Source organism: Janthinobacterium sp. BCJ23 (genome assembly GCF_059617945.1).
Genome location: NZ_JCAQAW010000002.1, coordinates 915622 through 933877 on the forward strand (window position 1 = coordinate 915622; position 18256 = coordinate 933877).

Genomic DNA, 18256 nt, shown 5'->3' on the forward strand with positions numbered 1-18256 from the left:
AATACTGGAAATCGTAGCATGAAGCGCGACTGGCAGCGACGTGTTTCACGCGCCGGCCATAGCCAGGCGCACTTTCGGGCTAAACGATTTACGCTGGCTCAAGGGCGCAGCAGATTATCCACTTCCGTCCTGGCCACTTCCAGGCCCGCCGTGCAAGCCGTCTCGGGCGCCGCATAGCCGCCCAGGGTGCGGCTGCGCGTGATCGCCTGCGCCTCGGGTTCACCTTCGCGCTGCAGGCGGTAGGTAAAATCCCATAAGTCGTCGTTATCCTTTTGCGGGGTCACGGAAATCGTAAAACCGCGGTATTGTTCGCTGCGTGCAGTGATATCGTTCATGAATTCCTCCTTGGAAGAATGAGGTTAGCACGCGGCAAGACACAGGGTGCGCACGGTAGTCGCGCGCGGCGCCCGCCCCCTTATCTGTTTTTCGCATGTTAAATGTTAATTTTCAACATTTTTTGAACGAACTCTGGCGATATAATGTTATTCCCTGCCTGTCCCCTGCCGCCGTGATGACTCCACAAATCCAAGCTTTTTTCGACTCCGCCACCGCCACCGTCACCTATGTTGTCTACGAGGCCGATGGGCGGGACTGCGCCATCATCGACTCCGTGCTCGACTACGACCCGAAGGCGGGCCGCACCTCGACCGCCTCGGCCGACAAGGTGATCGCCTTCGTGCGCGAACACGGCCTGCAATGCCGCTGGCTGCTGGAAACCCACGCGCACGCCGACCATCTTTCCGCCGCACCCTATTTGCAGCAGCAACTGGGCGGCGACGTGGCCATCGGCGCCGCCATCCAGACGGTGCAGCAGGCGTTCGCGGCCGTCTACCACCAGGATGGCGCCAGGGCCGACGGCTCGCAGTTCGACCAGCTGTTCGCGCCGGACCAGGTATTTCATATCGGCCTGCTGGAAGTGCGCGCCCTGCACGTGCCCGGCCACACGCCGGCCGACCTGGCCTACCAGATCGGCGACGCCGTGTTTGTCGGCGACACCCTGTTCATGCCGGACGTGGGCTCGGCCCGCTGCGATTTTCCCGGCGGCTCCGCTTCCCTGCTGTACCGCTCCGCGCAGCGCTTGCTGGCGCTGCCGCCGCAGACGCGGCTGTTCATGTGCCACGACTACCCGCCCAACGGCCGAGAGGCGCGCTGGGAAGTGACGGTGGCCGAACAGCGGGCCAGCAATATCCACTTGCGCGACGGCATCACGGAAGAACAGTTCGTGGCCATGCGCACCAGCCGCGACGCCACTCTCGACATGCCGACCTTGATCCTGCCCGCCATCCAGGTCAACATCAATGCAGGCAAGCTGCCCGAACCGGAAGACAACGGCGTGCGCTACCTGAAGATACCGCTCAATGCGATCTAGCCTGGTGATGTAGTTCCCTCACATGGCGTCAGACGCAACAACACAATGCACATGCTGCGTCTTCCGCCATGCCAGATCCCTCAGTACCATGTGGTGACCCTATCCGAGGATCCGCCACGCCATGCAACCACCGTCAAAATCCGCACCACACGAGCAGCAGGCCATCACGCTACCCGTGCGCGGCGCGCTTGCCAGCCTGTCGCTGGCCATGCTGCTGCCGGCGCTGGGCACCAGCATTGCCAACGTGGGCTTGCCCGACATGGCCACGGCCCTGCATGCGCCGTTCCAGGATGTACAATGGATCGTGCTGTCCTACCTGCTGGCCATCACCGCGCTGATCGTCAGCGTGGGCCGTCTGGGCGACATGGTCGGCAGGCGCCGCCTGCTGCTGGCCGGCATCGCCCTGTTTGCCGCCGCCTCCATCCTGTGCGCGCTGGCCCCCACCTTGTGGCTGCTGGTCGCCGCGCGCGCCCTGCAGGGACTGGGCGCCTCCGTCATGATGGCACTGACCATGGCCTTTGTCGGCAGCACCGTGCCCAAGGCCAAAACGGGCATCGCCATGGGCCTGCTCGGCACCATGTCGGCCGTCGGCACCACGCTCGGCCCCGCGCTGGGCGGGCTGCTGATCGCGCGCTTCGGCTGGCAAGCCATTTTCCTCGTCAACGTGCCGCTGGCCGGCGTGGCGCTATTGCTGGCCTGGCGCTACCTGCCGGCCGACCAGCGCGGCGCCAACGCCAAACGTCCCGTGTTCGACCACCGCGGCACCATGCTGCTGGCGCTGACCCTGGCCGCATATGCGCTGGCCATGACCCTGGGCCACGGCCATTTCGGCATGCGCAACGTGGCGCTGCTGCTGGCCGCCTGCGTGGGCGCCATCGTGTTCGTCCGCGTTGAACTGAAAGCGCCGGCGCCGCTGATACGCCTGGCCATGCTGCGCGCGCCCGTGCTCAGCGCCGGCCTGGCAACGAGCATGCTGGTGTCGACGGTCATGATGTCCACCCTGGTGGTCGGCCCCTTCTACCTGGCGCGCGGCCTGGGCCTGGGTACGGCCGCCACCGGCATGGTGCTGGCGGCCGGACCGCTGGTGGCGGCGTTCTGCGGCGTGCCGTCCGGCTGGCTGGTGGACCGCTACGGCGCGCAGCGCATGGGCGGCGCGGGCCTGTGCGGCGCCACCGGCGCCTGCCTGGCGCTGGCCCTCTTGCCCGCCAGCCTCGGCATTCCCGGCTACGTCGCACCGATCATCCTGCTGACGGCCAGCTACGCGCTGTTCCAGGCAGCCAACAATACGGCCGTGATGGTCGATATCGTTCCCGAGCAGCGCGGCGTCATTTCCGGCATGCTCAATCTGTCGCGCAATCTGGGGCTTGTCACGGGCGCCTCCGTGATGGGCGCCGTCTTCGCTGCCGGCGCCAGCGATATCGCCAGCGCCAGGCCGGCCGCCATGATAGCCGGCATGCACGCCACCTTTGGCGTGGCCAGCGTACTGATACTCGCCGCGCTGGCCATTTTCGTGCTCGGGCGCGCCATGAGCAAGGCTGGAAAGCCCGCATGATGCGCGCGGCGGCATCAGCCCGCGTTGATCCGGGCCGCGCAGGCGTCGACCACGCAGCCGCGCAGCCAGCGGTGGGCCGGGTCCGCATCCATGCGCGGATGCCACATCAATGACACGGTCAGCTCCGGCATGCGCAGCGGCAGCACAAAGGTAAACATGCCGGCGCGCAGATTGCCCGTATGCCGCTCCGGCACGGTGGCAATCAGGTCGGAGCCGGCCGCCAGTGCCAGCGCCGCCGTAAAGCCGCCGACGATGCTGGCGATCGTGCGCTGCAGTCCCAGGGCGGCCAGCGCGTCGTCCATCGGTCCCGTATCCTGGTCGCGCCGCGCCACCAGCACGTGCTGGCCGGCCGCATAGCGTTCGGCGCTGATCTCGCCCTGCGCCAGCGGATGTCCGCTGCGCACCACCCCCACGAAACGGTCGCCGAACAGCCTGCGCGTGCGCACTTCCGGGCTGGTGAGACTGCCGATCACGCCCGTTTCCAGGTCGATGCTGCCCTCGCGCAGCTGCGCGCTTTCGCGGTCGAGCTTTTGCACGAAGCGCAGGCGCACGCCAGGCGCCTGCGCGCCGATATGCGCGAGCAGCGCCGGGCCGAAATTTTCCACGAAACCGTCGCTCGAACGCAGCGTGAATGTTTGCGCCAGCTGGCGCGGGTCCAGCTGCTCCGCCGGTCCCAGCACGGCCAGCACCTCGCCCAACAGGGGCCCCACCCTTGCGCGCAGCTCCAGCGCGCGCGGCGTGGGCACCAGTTCACGGCCGGCGCGCACCAGCAGCGGATCGCCCGTCGTCTCGCGCAGGCGCGCCAGGGCGCGGCTCATGGCCGATGGACTCAGGCGCAAGCGCCGCGCCGCGCGCGTGACACTACCCTCGGCCAACAGGACATCGAGGGTAATCAACAGGTTCAGGTCGGGTAGCGACATTGGCGCTTACTCGCCCTGCTCCGGCGCGCGGCCGATCTCGCCGTCGATATTGGCCAGGAACCAGGCCAGCGACGACATCAGCGCCACGTTGCGCTTGAGGTTATCCGGGTCGACCTTGTCCAGGGTGTCGGCCGGCGTATGGTGGTAGTGGAAGTAGCTGTGGCTGTCGACCAGCGGCTCGAAGCTGGGCACGCCGCCCGTTTCCAGGCGGTGCAGGTCGCCCGTGCCCAGCGCGTCGCGGCGCGTGAACGCGTGCGCGCCCATCGGCTGCAGGGCCGCCAGCAAAGGCGTCAACAGTTTTTCCGCTTTCGGTCCCACGCTGGCCTTGATGCCGAACGGGCGGCCGGCGCCGCTGTCCATCTCGATGGCCGCATATTGTTTGCCGAGCGCCTGCTTGTGGGCTTCGAAGTAGGCCTGGCCGCCACGCCCGCCGTTCTCCTCGTTCATCCAGGCGATCACGCGGATGGTGCGGCGCGGGCGGTAGTCGAGCTTTTTCAGGGTTTCCACCACACCCATGGCCGCCACCACGCCGGCGCCGTCGTCATGCGCGCCCGTCGCCAGGTCCCAGGAATCGAGGTGGCCCGACACCACCACCACTTCGTCAGCCTTGTCCGTGCCCGGCCAGTCGGCGATGACGTTATAGCTGTCCGCTTCCGGCAGGTTTTGCGGCGTCAGGGTCAGGTGCATTTTCATGGGGCCGCGCGCGGCCAGGCGGCCGATCAGCAAGGCGTCTTCCACGGTGACGGCGGCGGCCGGAATGCGCTTATTGCCGTCCAGTCCCGTGGCACCCGCGTGCGGGATGCGGAAGTTCGCGCCGCCGACCGAGCGCACGAGCGCAGCCGCCGCGCCCAGGTTGGCCGCCGCCTTCGGTCCGAGGAAGCGCGAGCGCGAACCCTGGCCATAGGTGACGCCGGCCAGGCCCCGCTCGGCCATCTCCTGGTCGAACGGCGTGTCGATCAGCACGATGGCGCCCTTCACTTCCGGCGCGCGTGCCTTGAGTTCTTCCAGGCTCTTGACGATGATGAGGGGAGCCGTCAGGCCGGCGGCCGGCGTCGCGCCCGAGCCGCCCAGGGCCGTGAGCACCACGCGCTGCGACACGCCCTGCGGACGGCCCGCATAGTCGACGATTTCCGCCGTTTCCACGCCGCGTACCCAGTGCGGCACTTTCACGGGCTGCAGGGTGACGGTGGCGCCCAGTTGGCGCATGGTGTTCGCCACTTGCTGCACGGCGGCGGCCGCGCCGGCGGAACCGGACAGGCGCGGGCCGATCAGATCCGTCATGTCGGCCAGGCGGGCATACGCCCAGTCGCTTTGCAGCGCCGTGTCGCGCACCTGCGCCAGCGCTTGCGGGGTATTGCCTGGCGCTGCGGCAAAGGCCCCGGCGCTGACGATGCAGCCAAGGGCGATGGATAAAACGGAACGGCGCAGTGGCGCGCCAGTCAGGATGGTAGGCATGTGATGTCAGTTCCAGTCAACGAGGTCGAAGCGGGTACGCCTTGGTCATGGGCAAGGCGCGGCTTTCTACGATAGCGTATTTGTTCTGTCATTGCAGCAACTTTTACGGGATCGATTGCCTGTTTCCCCCAGAGTCGATTACCATCAGGATTCGTGATCGCTACCGGAAACCGACATGCTCAAGGGAACCCTCTGCACCATCCGGCATTTGCAGGCCGCCGACCTGAATACCTATATTTCCCTCGTCAACGACCTGCCCTCGCGCGGCGAGTTTTTCTCCATGCAATTCAAGTCGCCCGAGGCCATGCGGCGCGACTTCCTGCAATCGGGCTTTGTCACCGAGGACAGCGAATTGTTCCTCATCGAAGATCACTCACAGCACATCATCGGCACGATCACGCACTTCAAGAGCCGGACACCGTCCTCGCGCGAGATTGGCTACCGCCTGTTCGACCGGCAGCGCGACGGACAAGGCTACATGAGCGAAGCGACTCGCCTGGTGGTCGATTACCTGTTCAGCGCCTATCCGTATCACCGGCTGGAGCTGCTGATGGACCCGCTGAACATCGGCTCCGAGCGCATCGCGCAAAAGAACGGCTTTACCCAGGAAGGCTTGCTACGCCAGGCCTTCTTTATCAATGGCGTGATGCGCGATGTCAAAATGTACAGCCTGCTGCGTCCCGAATGGCAGGCGCGCCGGCGCTGACTTGTTACGGCCGGGGTAGGATTGTAATAAGTTGTATTAGACGTGGAACAAGCTTGCGGCAGCAGATATAGTCCACTTCATGCAGATCATTGTGATCTCGCCGGAATGGAAGGAAATGCCATGTTGAACAAGAAACTCCTGGGTGCGGTAATGGTAGCGGCAGTGGCTGTGTCTTCGGCCGCAGTCGCCGGTGACCGCGACTTCAATACCGTTGCAGGCGCTGTTGTCGGAGCGGCCATTGGCAACAGCACCGGCGGGCGCAATGGCGCGATCGTCGGTGGCGTGCTGGGCGCCGCCGTCGGCAACAGCATCAGCACGAATGACCGCTATTACGACCGTGGCGGCTATCGCGGCGGCTACCGCGAAACCTATTACGCGCCTGCGCCGCAACCGGTGTACTACGCCCCGGCGCCGCAGCCCGTGTACTACGCGCCGCCACCGCGCTACTATGGCCCGCCGGCTGTCGTCTACGTGCAACCGGGCCGCGGCTACTACCGTGATTATGACCGCCGCGACTACTATGACCGTGGCCACGGTCACGGCCACGGTCACGGCTGGGGCCATCGCCGTTAAGCACCGCCCTGCACTGCACCATGAAAAACCTGCGCCAGCCTGCTGCCGCAGGTTTTTTTGCGAAATAGGCAAGGTATCGCTCCCGCATGATTTCGGCTAAGCTGTGTCCTATGATCAACATTGCTGGCCGCGTGGACCGCAACAACCGATGCATTTAATCAAAGACGGGCTCGACTTCGGCCCCTGGCTCGACGCCGCCGCCGGCACCAGCGTGGGCGCCGGCCCCATGCCGCGCCGCGAGAACCAGGACAATTTCCTGCTGATCGATGCCAGCGGCCACGCCGTCTGCCTGTCGCAGCAGGCGCCATTCCACTGCCAGGTGCCGGGCTGGCCGCGCGGCCATGTGCGCGCCGCCGTGCTCGATGGCATGGGCGGCCACGGACATGGACGCGAAGCGGCGGAAGCGGCCGTGCAAGGCTTGCTGGCCATGCCCGCCTGCCTCGACACGGCCAGCCTGGCGGCCTGGCTCGACCAGCTGCACACGCGCTTACAGGACACCTTCGCCAGGACGGCGCCAGCCCAGGCGCGTCCGCCCGGCACCACCCTGACCTTGCTGGAAGTGCCGCCCGGCGAAGCGCCGCTGCTGTATCACGTGGGCGATTCGCGCCTGTATGAAATTGCCGACGGGGTGGCCAGCATCCTCACCGTCGACCACGTGCCGGCCACCGTGTACGCCATGCGCGGCTCGCTCGACGAGACCCGCTGGCGGGCCGCCGTGCATGGCGAACACCATCCGCAAATCTCGCAGGCCTTTATTTTAGGCAACGCCATCAGCGACAGCTTGCAGCTCGCCAAGCCTTTAATGGGCCTCGACGCGGCCACCTTGCCGCCCTTCCTCGCGCACCTGGGCGACCGCCGCGTGCTGCGCGTGCGCCCCGGCGCCCACTATCTGCTGGCCAGCGACGGTTTCTGGGCCTGCGAGGATCCGCTCGCCCTCACAGCCCGCTGGCCCGCCCTGTGCGCCGGCAGGACTGCGGCGCAGGCCGTCAGCGCCGTGTTCGACGACTTCCTCTTGCATCCGCCAAAAGGCTTGCATAGCGACAACATTACCATGCTGGCGCTGCGCTTCGATGCGGAGTTCAGCGCCCCGACCGGCTAGCGACCAGGTAGCCGGCCGTTGCCGACACGGCCGACAGCACACTGCCCCAGGCCATATCGATCGCCGTCAAGGCCAGCGGCCAATCGCGCAAGGTCGCATAGTTGCTCAAATCATAGGTGCCATAGGCAAGCAGCCCGAGCAGCGCGCCCAGCGCCGCCGCCGTGCGTCCGCGGCGCGCCCGCAAGCCGGGCAAGATGGCAAACACCACCAGCCCCGCCACGTACAGCAGATAAAACAGCACGGCCGGGGCCCAGCGCGGTGTGTCCGCCAGCAGCGGCCCCAGCGCCGCGGCGTACACGGGCTTCATCAGTACCGCCAGCCACAGGGCATCGATGGCGAGAAATACGCACAGGGTGGCGCCATAGGCAATGGCAAGCTGGAGCGGGCGTTGGGCAGGCATGGTCATCTCTCGGCGTCAGGCAGCGTGGGGAAACAGTTGCGCCAGCATAATGCAAAACGCCGCCACGCTCACGACGGCCTGTATGAATTGAACCATGCCCATGGCGCGCGGTCTGAAGGATAGACCTCTCCAACGTCAGGAGCACGCCATGAGCAACACTATCCCGACACCGCAGGCCGCCGCAAGCGCGCCCGACTACGCCGCCATCAAGCAGCGCCAGCAAGCGAGCTGGGCCAGCGGCGACTTCGCCATCATCGGCGTGACCCTGCAGCCGGTTGGCGAATTGCTGGCCGAGGCCGCCGATATCCGCGCCCACGAAGACGTCATCGACATCGCCGCCGGCAATGGCAACGCCACCCTGGCGGCCGCGCGCCGCTTTGCCCGTGTCGTGTCCACCGATTATGTGCCGGCCCTGCTGGACAAGGGCCGCGCACGCGCCGAGGCGGAAGGGCTGGCCGTGACCTTCCGCGTGGCTGACGCCGAAGCCCTGCCCTTCGCCGATGCCAGTTTCGACGCGGCCCTGTCGACCTTTGGCGTGATGTTCGCGCCCGACCACCAGCGCGCGGCCAGCGAAATGCTGCGCGTGCTGCGCCCCGGCGGACGCATCGGCATGGCCAACTGGACGCCGGACGGCTTTGTCGGGCAACTGTTCAAGACCATAGGCAAATATGTGCCGCCCCCGGCAGGCATGGTGTCGCCGGCCCGCTGGGGCGAAGAGGCGTATGTGCGCGACCTGTTCGGCCAGGGGGCGGAGCAGGTGCACGGCCAAAGCAAGGTCTTCAATTTCCGCTACGCTTCCGCCCAACACTGGCTGCAAATCTTCCGCGATTATTACGGCCCCGTCCACAAGGCGTTTGCCGCGCTCGACGCGACTGGCGCCGGAGCGCTGGAACAGGAACTGCTCGCCATGCTTGAACGCCTGAATACGGCCGGCGCCCACTCGCTGGTGGTGCCGGGCGAGTACTTGGAAGTCATCGTCAGCAAACGGTGCGGCTAAGACACTCTTGGCAAAATAACATATCCAGAAAGATATAAAATGTGTTTTTAGGCAATAGTTTCCATGACATGTATGACAAGGTGTGACCAGGGGCATGAATTTGGGCAAAAAGAGCGCATTCCGGTGTCGCGAAAGTTGCCAAGCAGGCGCAAAAGCGCGTAAGCTCTCATGTATAACAGAGGGCAAAATGTCCCCGCTCGATTCGAGTCAGAATGTCATGAAAAAATGCAGCAACCCGGAGCACCCGCACTGTACGTTCTGGGTCTTGCCTGGGGAAACAGTCTGCGCGGGCAACCACCCGCAAGCGACGACTGCCCCCAGCAGCTACGACCTGTTGACCGCACTGCGCAGCGCCCGTTCCGAGCCATCGGCAACGGCGCTTCCGCACGCCCCTGCAGATGATTCTGATATTCGCGATGCTGTTATTCGCGATGCCGTTATCCGCGATGCGGCCATTCAAACGGTAAGCCGCTCCGTGGGGGCCTCTGCCGCCACCCCGGCGTTCACGCCAGCGCCCGTTGCGCCGCCAACGGCGCCATCAGCTTACCAGCCCGTGCAAGCCCACCTGCACATCAGCGGCTTCGATCCGCGCGCGGCAGGCGGACGGCAAACATTAAAAATGGAATTGCGCGGCATGAGCGCCGCCTGCGCACCGCAGCTGACCTTGCGCCTGCGCTCGGACCTGATCCCGCGCGGCCACGTGCAGCATGATTTCGTACGCACCACGCGCGGCGACTGGCGTCCCGTGTTTGTCGAGTTTTCCTCACGCAACAAGGAACACGGGCAATACCAGATCGAAGTGGAAGTCCACAGCCATGTCGACGGCGCCGTGGCGCAGAAGTGGGTGTGCACGTTTGTCATCCTCGTGCCGCGCCGCGACGCCACCCTGACGGAAATCCACCAGATCTTCCTCAGCACGCACAAGAACGTGCGCGTGATGGCCGACGACGCCTCGATCGCCCGCGTGACGGGCGGCGACGGCTGCAATCTCGACGTGACGGCGCGCAATGCCGGCATCGCCCACGTGGATCTGTCCGCGCCGCAAGGCAAGATCGACATGGGTTTTACCACGATTGCCTGGGACGAGGAGTTGATCGAAGTCGACCTGCCCGCCGCCAGCCACTGCCATCCGCACCCGAGCCAGGCCGCTTGCCTCGTCAATGCTGCGCCGGAAGCGGGCGAACAGCGCCAAATCCGCCTGTTCGCGCTGGAAGAATGCATGCTGGGGCGTTTCGAGCTGGTGGACCCGGAAGCCGATGTGCTGCTCAGCCATTTCAGCCCCGACGGCCAGGACAACAATGGCTTGACGCGCCGCCTGTCGGGCCGCCACGCCATCATCCGGCGCAGCCAGCACCAGCAAGGCTTTGAAATCGAGGACGTGTCGCGCTACGGCCTGCTGCTCGACGGCGTCTGGCCCGGCAAGCACAAGCCCGTGCCGCTACGCCTGGGCATGCGCATCGAACTGTCTGCCAGCATCAAGGGCATCGTCGTGCTCAGCGTCACGGCCCTGCTCGCGCACGGCGTGATCCTGCACCGCATCGACCACGGCGCCCGCGCCGAGTGTTTTTACCTGCTGCTGCCCGACACCCAGCCCACGCCGGCAAGCCACCTTGCCACGCCGCAAGCAAGCTGCCTGCCCGTGCTCTTCCACCGCAACGGCGGTTTCTGGCACTTGGACACGGCCAGCGGCAAGGAAACGGCGCTGGCCCCCGCCACCGCGCTCGACAAGCTCAGCGGCTTCGCGCGGCACAACCGCTTCGCCAGCGAACCGTATCCGGAATGCTGGATCATCCGCACCGAAGGCGCGGCGCTGTGCGACAGCACAACCATGCAAACGGCCTGATACAGCACCTCCTGACACCTGACCGCTAGCGCGGTACCAGCACCAGGAAAATCAGCGACAAGCCAATAATGAACACCGCTTCCAGCGAAAACACGAGGGCGGGAATCTGCAATTCGCGCGGGATTTTCATGGCGACACCTCCTCAAAACGTCAAACTGCTTTCAGCATAGCGCGCCCTGCGCCAATTACATTATCAGCCGCACAACACAATTGACGGGACGGCATGGCTTGCCGAGTCCGCTGACCAAGCCATCCCGACACACAATTTAACAAATTATCAGCAGATATTCTGCAAATAACACCCCTCCACGCCCTTGCATACTGTATATTCATCCAGTTAATATCCCCTGCATTTCATACAACGCCGCGCATGGCGTTTTACATTTTCTATGGCTTCCAACAAAGCGCATCATGCGACCGGTTGGGCTGCCGGCGTGATCGCTGCGGCCCTGGTCGCGCACGCTGGCGCCGGTGGTCCCTATCAAGTGCTGAGCGTGCTCGCCTTTGTCATGGGAGCGCTGGGCGGCACGGCGCCGGACTGGCTGGAAGTGGCCTGGTGGGCGCGCACGCACAAGCTGTGGATCACGCACCGCACCTGGACGCACTGGGGCCTGGCCTGGATCGCCCTGCTCGTCTACACGTATCTGCAATTGCCGTACCACCTGTGGGCGCCGCCCCTGTTCGGCTTTGCGGCCGGCGGCATCATGCATCTGCTGGCGGACTGGCCCAATCCGCTGGGCGTGCCGTGGATTTTCCGCCGCCACTCGCTGCGCTGGTGGAAAAGCGGACGCCACGACATTATCGTCATCATCGCCGCCTGGCTAGCCGCCACCATCGTGGCCGACCACGTGTTTTTTGACGGCATCCACTGGCAGCGCAGCGTGCTGGCGCTGGACAGCCTGCTGCACTGGTCCGGCGCTGCCCTGCAGCAAGCCTGGGCGGATCTGCAACAGTGGCAGGAGCGCTGGCGTCTCGGTGGCTGACGCCGATTGACGGGGGCCGCATGGCAATGTGATAATGAGTATCATTCTCAAACAGCCCAGCCAGCCGGCACCCCGCGTTCCGTCAGCCCAGCTCTTCCCTTGCCTGGAGAACGCAGTGAGTACCGTCAGTCCCACCCATGCCAATCACCTGAGGACCCTGTACAGCGAGCATCACGGCTGGCTGTATGGCTGGCTGCGCGGCAAGCTGGGCAACCGCGCCGAGGCGGCCGACCTGGCACAGGACACGTTCTTGCGCCTGCTGGGCAAGCGCGAGGTGACACCGCTGGCACCGCTGCGCGAACCGCGCGGCTACCTGGCCACCATCGCGCGCGGCTTGCTGATCGACCGCTACCGGCGCCAGGCGCTGGAACAGGCCTACCTGGAAGCGCTGGCGCAGCAAACCGAGCCGATATCGATCAGCGCCGAAACGCATGCCATCATCATCGAAACCCTGCTCGCCATCGACCGCCTGCTCGACCGCCTGGGTGCGCGCACGCGGGACATCTTCCTGCTGGCGCAAATCGAGGAGCTCAGCTATGTCGACATCAGCCGGCGGCTCGGCGTGTCCCTGCCCACCGTGAAAAAGCACCTGGTGCGCGCCTACACGGAATGCCTGATGCTGGCGGCTAACTGATGTTCGGCGCATCCTCGTCCACTCCCATCGCCCGCAAGGTGCTGGCCGCCGCCGCCCACTGGCATGTGGAACTCCAGTGCGGCGGCGCCGACCCGGCCGCGCTGCAGGCATGGCGCGACGCCAGTGCCGAGCATGAACGGGCCTGGGATCTGCTGCGGCGCATGGACGGCCAGCTGGGCGCGATACCGGCGGCGCTGGCGATGCCTGCCCTGCAGGCGGCGCAGCAGCGCCGGCGCGCCGCCGCGAAAGTGCTGGCCATGCTGGTGGCGGCCGGCGGCGGCATCGCGCTGGGCCAGGCGGGCCTGCAATCCGCCCCATGGCAAGCCCTGACGGCGTCTTTGCGCACGGCGCCGGGCCAGCGCCGCCACGTGACCCTGGCCGATGGCGGGCGCATGGAAATGAACACTGATAGCGCGCTCGATGTCGCTTACGGCGCCACGCACCGCCGCATCCGCCTGCACCATGGCGAAATCATGATCACGACGGCCTCCGATGCCCGTCCCTTCCTCGTCGACACGCCGCACGGCGTGATCCGCGCGCTCGGTACGCGCTTCGGCGTGCGCTGCGATGCGCAGGGCAGCACGGTCAGCGTCTACGAACACGCCGTGGAAGTGCGCTGCGCGGCGCGCCCGGACGCCGTGCGCCGCCTGGAAGCGGGCCAGCAGCTGCGTTTCAGCGCAAGCGGCTCGGAGGACGTACTGGCCATGCCCGCGCACCAGGACAGCTGGCTGCGCGGCATGCTGGTGGCCGCCGACTGGCCCCTGCAGCAACTGGTGCAGGAGCTGGCGCGCTACCGGCGCGGGCGCCTCGCGTGCGACGCGTCCGTGGCGCGGCGTCCCGTCACGGGCACTTACCGGCTCGACGATATCGACGCCGTGCTGGAAAGCCTGTGCGCCTCGCACGGACTGCAAGTGACGTATTTCACGCGCTACTGGGCCACGGTGTCGGCCCGGGCCACATAATTATTTTCAGTTTTTTTGCGCCAGGGGTTGGTGTTTCGCTGCGCTGCTTCGGCTTCCTAGATAAGTAGCCAATTCACGTAGCCGATTCACACGCCAATTCTTATCCCTTAGAGCAGAAAGACCGAGCATGCAGCTGACCACCCCCGTCCTCCATCCCGCCGCGCGCGCCATCCGCCTGGCCGTCCTCGCCATGGCTTGCGCCGCCCCCGCCGCCGCCTTTATCGCCGCACCCGCGCTGGCGCAAGGCCAGGCCGCCACCGCCCAAGCGTTTGCCGTACCAGCCGGCCCGCTGGCCACCGCCCTTAACGATTTTGCCGTGGCCGCCGGCGTCAGCCTGTCGACCGACCCGGCGCAGACGCGGGGCCTGCGCTCGCCCGGCGTGCGCGGCAGCTTTGGCGTAGCCCAGGGCTTTGCCCAGGTGCTGGCCGGCAGCGGCCTGGAAGCCATGCAACTGCCAAACGGCGCCTACGTGCTGCGCCAGGGGGCGCCATCGTCCGCAGCGGCGGCCGGCGTGGAAAAGACCATGGCGCCCGTGACGGTCAGCGCCAGCATGGAGCGCGACCCCGTCAGTGAACACAGCAACTCGTATGCGGCGCGCGCCGTCACTGTCGGCAAGGGCGTGCAAACCCTGCGCGAAATTCCGCAATCCGTCAGCGTCGTCACGCGCCAGAAAATGGACGACCAGAACCTCAACACCATCGACGCCGTGCTGGCCAACACCACCGGCATCACCATGTACGACAGCCCCATGGGCGGGCGCTATGTGTATTCGCGCGGCTTCATGGTCGACACTTACCAGTTTGATGGCGTGAACCGCGCCATGTACTACCCGCAGGCGAACAGCTTTACCAGCAACACGGCCGTGCTGGACCGCGTGGAAATCGTGCGCGGCGCCACCGGCTTGCTGCAGGGCACGGGCTCGCCGGGCGCCGCCATCAACATGGTGCGCAAGCGCCCGCTGGCGGAAAAGCAGGTGCAGCTGGCGCTGAGCGCAGGCCGCTGGAACGACGTGCGCGGCGAGGTCGACGTCACCGGTCCGCTGAACGCATCGGGCAGCATCCGCGGCCGCGCCGTGGCCGCGCACGAGCAGCGCGATTATTTCTATGACGTGGCCGACAGCCGCACCGACGTGCTGTACGGCGTGCTGGAATTCGACCTGGCCCCGGGCAGCAAGCTGACGACGGGCGCCAGCTACGAGAAACTGCATTCGACGCCGTTCTTTTCCGGCATGGCCCGCTACCGCGATGGCAGCGACCCGAAACTGCCGCGCGAAACCTTCCTCGGCGCCGACTGGAACCGCTGGAATAGCAAGCAGACGGCCGTCTTCGCCGAATTCGAGCACCGCTTCGACGCCGACTGGTCGCTCAAGGCCAGCGCCAACTACACGCGCGAGCGGCATGACGTGAAATACATGTTCAGCCAGGGCGCGATCAATCCCGCCACCATGGCCGGCATGATGATGTATGGCGGCGTGTTCGACTACGGCAGCACCAACAAGGGACTCGACCTGTCGCTCGACGGCAAATTCAACGCTTTCGGCCGCCGCCACGGCTTCAGCGCCGGCATCAACACGAACCGCCTGGAAAGCGACAGCGATTTCAGCCTGGCCTTGCTGCAGCAGCCGAACAACCCGCTGCGGCCCAATCACGGCGTGGCCGAACCGAGCGACGCCTGGTTCCGCGAGAACAGCTACCGCGGCGATCCCAGCTTGACGAAAATGACGCAGACGGGCGCCTATGGCGTGGCCCGCTTCAGCGTCAGCGATCCGCTCACCGTGGTGGCCGGCGCGCGCGTATCGAATTACAAATGGAGCAGCGTGTACCGCGACACGGGCGAGGTATACATCGACCCGTACCGCGAAAACGGCGTCGTCACGCCGTATGGCGGCGTGATCTACGCGTTCGACAAGCGCTGGTCCGGCTACGCCAGCGTGTCCGACATCTTCCAGCCGCAAAACCAGCGCACGGCCGAAGGCGCCCTGCTCGACCCGCTCAAGGGGCGCAACCTGGAAGTGGGCGTCAAGGGTGAACTGTTCGACGGCAAGGTGAACACCTCGCTGGCGCTGTTCCGCATCGAGCAGCGCAACCGCGCGGAGCTGGACCTGGTCAACACCTGCTCCAGCGGCACCGAATGCTATTTCTCGGCGGGCAAGGTGCGCAGCGAAGGCCTCGACGCGGAAATCAGCGGCGAAGTGGCGCCGGGCTGGCAGCTGTTCGCCGGCTACACCCTGAATAACTTCAAGTACCTGGAACAGACGTCGAATGCGGGCGTGATGTTCGCCAGCACCTACTCGCCGCGCCACATGCTGCGCGCGTGGAGCGACTACCGCCTGCCCGGCGCCTTGCAGAAGTGGAGCGTGGGCGGCGGCGTGAACTTCCAGACGGAGAGCTCGCGCGTGACGCAGAACGTCACGGTGGCGCAAGGCGCGTATGCCTTGTTCAGCGCGCGCGGCGCCTACCAGATCGACCGCAACTGGACGGCGTCGCTGTCCGTGACGAACTTGCTCGACAAGCGCTACTACCAGACGGTGGGCGCGCCTGCATGGGGCAATTTCTATGGCGAGCCGCGCAAGGCGCAACTGACCTTGCGCGCGCGGTTCTAGACGAAACGCTTATGCCGGAGGACGCAATGGCGCCTTCGGCAACGGAATGAATTCCGTCTCGCCCGGCACTTGTCCCATGCGCTGGGCGGTCCAGTCGTCGGCCGCCTGCGACAATCGCTCCTTGCTCGACGAGACGAAATTCCAGAACAGGAAGCGGTGGCCGTCCAGCGGTTCGCCGCCGATGACGACAAACTGCACCGGACCGCCGCCTGCCGTTACGACAGGCACCGTGCCCGCTTGCACGGCGCCCGCTTCCAGCAAGGCCATGGTGTGCGGCACGAGCGCCACGCCATCGACCAGCACGTCCCCGCTGACCGGATAAATCGCCGCCTCCGGCGGCAAGCCTTCCAGGCGCAACTCGCGCCCCGCCTGCAGCGCCACGTCCAGGTACACCGTTTGCATATAGGTGCGCACGGGCGAGGTCTGGCCAAAGGCCGTGCCGATCAACACCTTCACCACGGCGCCATCGAGCGGCACGATGGGAATGTCGGCTTGCGGCGTGTGCATGAAACTCGGTTCGTCCTCTTCGTGCGCCTTGGGCAGCGCGGCCCACAGCTGCAAGCCGTGCGTGCGGTGCGGCTGGCCGGCCAGGTCGTGCGGCGTGCGTTCCGAATGCACGATGCCGCGCCCGGCCGTCATCCAGTTGATGGCGCCCGGTTCGATGCGCTGGTACGAGCCGATGCTGTCGCGGTGGTCGATCGCGCCTTCGAACAGATAGGTGACGGTGGCCAGGCCGATATGCGGATGGGGGCGCACGTCGTGATTGGCGTCGGGGGCCACGTCGATGGGGCCGAAATGGTCGAAGAAAATGAAAGGGCCGACGGCCTGCTTGGCCGCGGACGGCAACAGACGCCGCACGACGAAGCCGCCGCCCAGGTCCTTTTCGTGGCTTTTCAGGATGGCCGCGCTCATGCCAGCACCGTCGTGATTTCCGTGGTGACGGCCGTCATCAGCTTGTGGATCGGGCATTTGCCGGCCACGGCCAGCAATTCCTGGCGCTGCGCATCCGTCAGCTCGCCCGTCAGGTGCAGGGTGGCCGCCAGGCGGTACACGCCCTTGCGCTCTTCGCTGGCATCGCGCTCGGTCGACACTTCCACGTGCTCGAGCGGGATGCCCTTGTGCCGGGCGTACCAGACGACGGTGAGCGCCTTGCAGGCCGACAGGGCCGCGTCGTACAGGTCGTGCGGCGAAGGGCCGGCGTCACCGCCACCCTCCTCCACCGAGGCGTCGGCGGAAATGATGTGATCGCGCACGTGCACGATGTGGCGCATGGCTTGCGACTGGTCGCGGATGGCTTTGATGGTCATGGCGTTCCTTGGTGCGTTTGGAAAGCCACAATTTACACCGTTTGGCCGCTTGGCGCAGCCCGCTGCCCTGCTACCTGGTCATTTGATACGGAACACGGCATCGACCGTCTGCCCCATCTTGAGGACGGTGACCATCAGCATGTCGTCGGGATTTTGCCGCTGGCGGCTGTTGGCGCGCTGGTAGCGGTCGGACGGCACCAGGCCCACCGCATTGCCCAGGTTTTTCAGCTGGTCCGACGAGATGCCGGCCACGGCGCCCACGCGCTTGCCGAAGCCGCGCGCCATGGCGTCGGCCTTGCGCTGCGCATCCTTGACGGCTTCGCCCATCAGTTCCTCTTCCAGGCGGATGCGCTGCGTGGCGCCGAAGGTGACGGCAAACGCATCGAGGTTGGGCATGGCCAGCAGCGGGCCCATGACGGCGGGCCATTTCGACAAATCGGCCACGTTGATATGCACGCTCGCCTTGATCTGGTACTGCGGATTGGCCGGGTCCTGTTCCGCGCCCTTGCGGATTTCCTTGCGCACGTCGCGCACCTCGATGCCGGCGGCCGCTTCCGGCAAACCCTGCTCCACCAGCAGCGCCCTGATTTCCGTGATGCGCGTCTTCACCAGCGCCGTGGCCATGTCCGGCGCCGGGTCGAAGGCACTGACGTCGAAGTCGATCTCGCCCAGGTCCGGCGTGACGAAGCTGTAGGCCGTGCCCGTCGCGTGGATGAAGGGGTAGGAAGGCAAATCGCCGGCCAGGGCGGAGATGGGCAGGCAGGCGAACACGATGGACAGCAGGCGGCGTTTGAACACGGACACTCCAGCACGGTTAAGGTGCATGAAGTATCCGTCAAGATGAGCAATATAAC

18 protein-coding genes are annotated in these 18256 nt (G+C 65.9%); 11 read left to right on the top strand and 7 right to left on the bottom strand.

The window, feature by feature from the left end; genetic code table 11:
* Window positions 1-98: 98 nt before the first annotated feature.
* Complete coding sequence (locus AC54AG_RS10115; RefSeq protein WP_070257673.1) at window positions 99-335, bottom strand: hypothetical protein; 237 nt, start codon at window positions 333-335, stop codon at window positions 99-101.
* 176 nt (window positions 336-511) lie between these two features.
* On the opposite strand from AC54AG_RS10115, the gene AC54AG_RS10120 reads away from it, so the two are divergent.
* Together AC54AG_RS10120 and AC54AG_RS10125 are read left to right on the top strand one after the other, a co-directional pair.
* On the top strand, window positions 512-1369 hold the full coding sequence (locus AC54AG_RS10120; RefSeq protein WP_496630226.1) for an MBL fold metallo-hydrolase: 858 nt from the start codon (window positions 512-514) through the stop codon (window positions 1367-1369).
* Window positions 1370-1490: 121 nt separating this feature from the next.
* Entirely contained in the window at window positions 1491-2921 is a 1431-nt protein-coding gene (locus tag AC54AG_RS10125) for an MFS transporter (protein WP_496630227.1), read from the top strand.
* Between the two features lie 14 nt (window positions 2922-2935).
* On the opposite strand, the gene AC54AG_RS10130 is transcribed toward AC54AG_RS10125, so the two are convergent.
* Both AC54AG_RS10130 and AC54AG_RS10135 read right to left on the bottom strand, forming a co-directional pair.
* Window positions 2936-3841 carry a LysR family transcriptional regulator gene (locus AC54AG_RS10130; RefSeq protein ID WP_331776180.1) on the bottom strand — a complete coding sequence of 302 codons (906 nt, stop codon included), beginning with the start codon at window positions 3839-3841 and terminating at the stop codon, window positions 2936-2938.
* 6 nt (window positions 3842-3847) lie between these two features.
* Entirely contained in the window at window positions 3848-5296 is a 1449-nt protein-coding gene (locus AC54AG_RS10135; protein WP_496630228.1) for a M20/M25/M40 family metallo-hydrolase, read from the bottom strand.
* 175 nt (window positions 5297-5471) lie between these two features.
* On the opposite strand from AC54AG_RS10135, the gene AC54AG_RS10140 reads away from it, so the two are divergent.
* The 3 genes from AC54AG_RS10140 to AC54AG_RS10150 all read left to right on the top strand — a co-directional run bounded on the left by AC54AG_RS10140 (window position 5472) and on the right by AC54AG_RS10150 (window position 7674).
* Window positions 5472-6002, top strand: a complete 531-nt coding sequence (locus AC54AG_RS10140) for a GNAT family N-acetyltransferase (protein ID WP_070304745.1) — start codon at window positions 5472-5474, stop codon at window positions 6000-6002.
* Window positions 6003-6122: 120 nt separating this feature from the next.
* On the top strand, window positions 6123-6575 hold the full coding sequence (locus tag AC54AG_RS10145) for a glycine zipper 2TM domain-containing protein (protein WP_046684114.1): 453 nt from the start codon (window positions 6123-6125) through the stop codon (window positions 6573-6575).
* 148 nt (window positions 6576-6723) lie between these two features.
* On the top strand, window positions 6724-7674 hold the full coding sequence (locus AC54AG_RS10150; RefSeq protein WP_331776178.1) for a PP2C family protein-serine/threonine phosphatase: 951 nt from the start codon (window positions 6724-6726) through the stop codon (window positions 7672-7674).
* Here the strand turns inward: AC54AG_RS10150 and AC54AG_RS10155 are convergent.
* Window positions 7655-8074: a DUF2177 family protein gene (locus tag AC54AG_RS10155; protein WP_456130577.1), complete on the bottom strand. Its 420-nt coding sequence runs from the start codon at window positions 8072-8074 to the stop codon at window positions 7655-7657. The genes AC54AG_RS10150 and AC54AG_RS10155 overlap by 20 nt on opposite strands.
* A 148-nt stretch (window positions 8075-8222) precedes the next feature.
* On the opposite strand from AC54AG_RS10155, the gene AC54AG_RS10160 reads away from it, so the two are divergent.
* From AC54AG_RS10160 to AC54AG_RS10185, 6 genes are all read left to right on the top strand, one after another.
* Window positions 8223-9071: a class I SAM-dependent methyltransferase gene (locus AC54AG_RS10160; RefSeq protein WP_331776176.1), complete on the top strand. Its 849-nt coding sequence runs from the start codon at window positions 8223-8225 to the stop codon at window positions 9069-9071.
* Window positions 9072-9288: 217 nt separating this feature from the next.
* A complete protein-coding gene (locus AC54AG_RS10165; protein ID WP_496630230.1) occupies window positions 9289-10914 on the top strand; it encodes an FHA domain-containing protein in 1626 nt (541 codons plus the stop codon).
* Window positions 10915-11303: 389 nt separating this feature from the next.
* On the top strand, window positions 11304-11897 hold the full coding sequence (locus AC54AG_RS10170; RefSeq protein ID WP_496630231.1) for a metal-dependent hydrolase: 594 nt from the start codon (window positions 11304-11306) through the stop codon (window positions 11895-11897).
* 115 nt (window positions 11898-12012) lie between these two features.
* The gene (locus AC54AG_RS10175; RefSeq protein WP_496630232.1) at window positions 12013-12531 is read left to right on the top strand and encodes a sigma-70 family RNA polymerase sigma factor; all 519 of its coding nucleotides are present in this window, start codon (window positions 12013-12015) and stop codon (window positions 12529-12531) included.
* Window positions 12531-13493, top strand: coding sequence for a FecR domain-containing protein (locus AC54AG_RS10180; RefSeq protein WP_496630234.1), 963 nt, complete (start codon window positions 12531-12533; stop codon window positions 13491-13493). Before AC54AG_RS10175 ends, AC54AG_RS10180 begins: the two co-directional genes overlap by 1 nt.
* Window positions 13494-13620: 127 nt before the next feature.
* Window positions 13621-16095: a TonB-dependent siderophore receptor gene (locus tag AC54AG_RS10185; RefSeq protein WP_496630236.1), complete on the top strand. Its 2475-nt coding sequence runs from the start codon at window positions 13621-13623 to the stop codon at window positions 16093-16095.
* A 9-nt stretch (window positions 16096-16104) separates the two neighbouring features.
* Here the strand turns inward: AC54AG_RS10185 and AC54AG_RS10190 are convergent, their stop codons facing one another.
* The 3 genes from AC54AG_RS10190 to AC54AG_RS10200 all read right to left on the bottom strand — a co-directional run bounded on the left by AC54AG_RS10190 (window position 16105) and on the right by AC54AG_RS10200 (window position 18200).
* Window positions 16105-17007, bottom strand: a complete 903-nt coding sequence (locus AC54AG_RS10190; protein ID WP_496630237.1) for a pirin family protein — start codon at window positions 17005-17007, stop codon at window positions 16105-16107.
* Window positions 17004-17402 (bottom strand): OsmC family protein, encoded by a 399-nt coding sequence (locus AC54AG_RS10195; protein ID WP_230539349.1) that lies wholly within the window; start codon window positions 17400-17402, stop codon window positions 17004-17006. The genes AC54AG_RS10190 and AC54AG_RS10195 overlap by 4 nt, the downstream gene beginning before the upstream one ends.
* A gap of 78 nt (window positions 17403-17480) precedes the next feature.
* Complete coding sequence (locus AC54AG_RS10200) at window positions 17481-18200, bottom strand: SIMPL domain-containing protein (RefSeq protein WP_496630238.1); 720 nt, start codon at window positions 18198-18200, stop codon at window positions 17481-17483.
* Window positions 18201-18256 lie beyond the last annotated feature (56 nt).

What these genes read in the sequence shown, in the direction of transcription:
- AC54AG_RS10130 (WP_331776180.1), bottom strand. Translation starts at nt 3,841, where the DNA reads ATGTCGCTACCCGACCTGAACCTGTTGATTACCCTCGATGTCCTGTTG.
- AC54AG_RS10195 (WP_230539349.1), bottom strand. Translation starts at nt 17,402, where the DNA reads ATGACCATCAAAGCCATCCGCGACCAGTCGCAAGCCATGCGCCACATC.
- AC54AG_RS10155 (WP_456130577.1), bottom strand. Translation starts at nt 8,074, where the DNA reads ATGCCTGCCCAACGCCCGCTCCAGCTTGCCATTGCCTATGGCGCCACC.
- AC54AG_RS10150 (WP_331776178.1), top strand. Translation starts at nt 6,724, where the DNA reads ATGCATTTAATCAAAGACGGGCTCGACTTCGGCCCCTGGCTCGACGCC.
- AC54AG_RS10160 (WP_331776176.1), top strand. Translation starts at nt 8,223, where the DNA reads ATGAGCAACACTATCCCGACACCGCAGGCCGCCGCAAGCGCGCCCGAC.
- AC54AG_RS10185 (WP_496630236.1), top strand. Translation starts at nt 13,621, where the DNA reads ATGCAGCTGACCACCCCCGTCCTCCATCCCGCCGCGCGCGCCATCCGC.
- AC54AG_RS10140 (WP_070304745.1), top strand. Translation starts at nt 5,472, where the DNA reads ATGCTCAAGGGAACCCTCTGCACCATCCGGCATTTGCAGGCCGCCGAC.
- AC54AG_RS10145 (WP_046684114.1), top strand. Translation starts at nt 6,123, where the DNA reads ATGTTGAACAAGAAACTCCTGGGTGCGGTAATGGTAGCGGCAGTGGCT.
- AC54AG_RS10135 (WP_496630228.1), bottom strand. Translation starts at nt 5,296, where the DNA reads ATGCCTACCATCCTGACTGGCGCGCCACTGCGCCGTTCCGTTTTATCC.
- AC54AG_RS10165 (WP_496630230.1), top strand. Translation starts at nt 9,289, where the DNA reads ATGAAAAAATGCAGCAACCCGGAGCACCCGCACTGTACGTTCTGGGTC.
- AC54AG_RS10125 (WP_496630227.1), top strand. Translation starts at nt 1,491, where the DNA reads ATGCAACCACCGTCAAAATCCGCACCACACGAGCAGCAGGCCATCACG.
- AC54AG_RS10115 (WP_070257673.1), bottom strand. Translation starts at nt 335, where the DNA reads ATGAACGATATCACTGCACGCAGCGAACAATACCGCGGTTTTACGATT.
- AC54AG_RS10170 (WP_496630231.1), top strand. Translation starts at nt 11,304, where the DNA reads ATGGCTTCCAACAAAGCGCATCATGCGACCGGTTGGGCTGCCGGCGTG.
- AC54AG_RS10190 (WP_496630237.1), bottom strand. Translation starts at nt 17,007, where the DNA reads ATGAGCGCGGCCATCCTGAAAAGCCACGAAAAGGACCTGGGCGGCGGC.
- AC54AG_RS10180 (WP_496630234.1), top strand. Translation starts at nt 12,531, where the DNA reads ATGTTCGGCGCATCCTCGTCCACTCCCATCGCCCGCAAGGTGCTGGCC.
- AC54AG_RS10120 (WP_496630226.1), top strand. Translation starts at nt 512, where the DNA reads ATGACTCCACAAATCCAAGCTTTTTTCGACTCCGCCACCGCCACCGTC.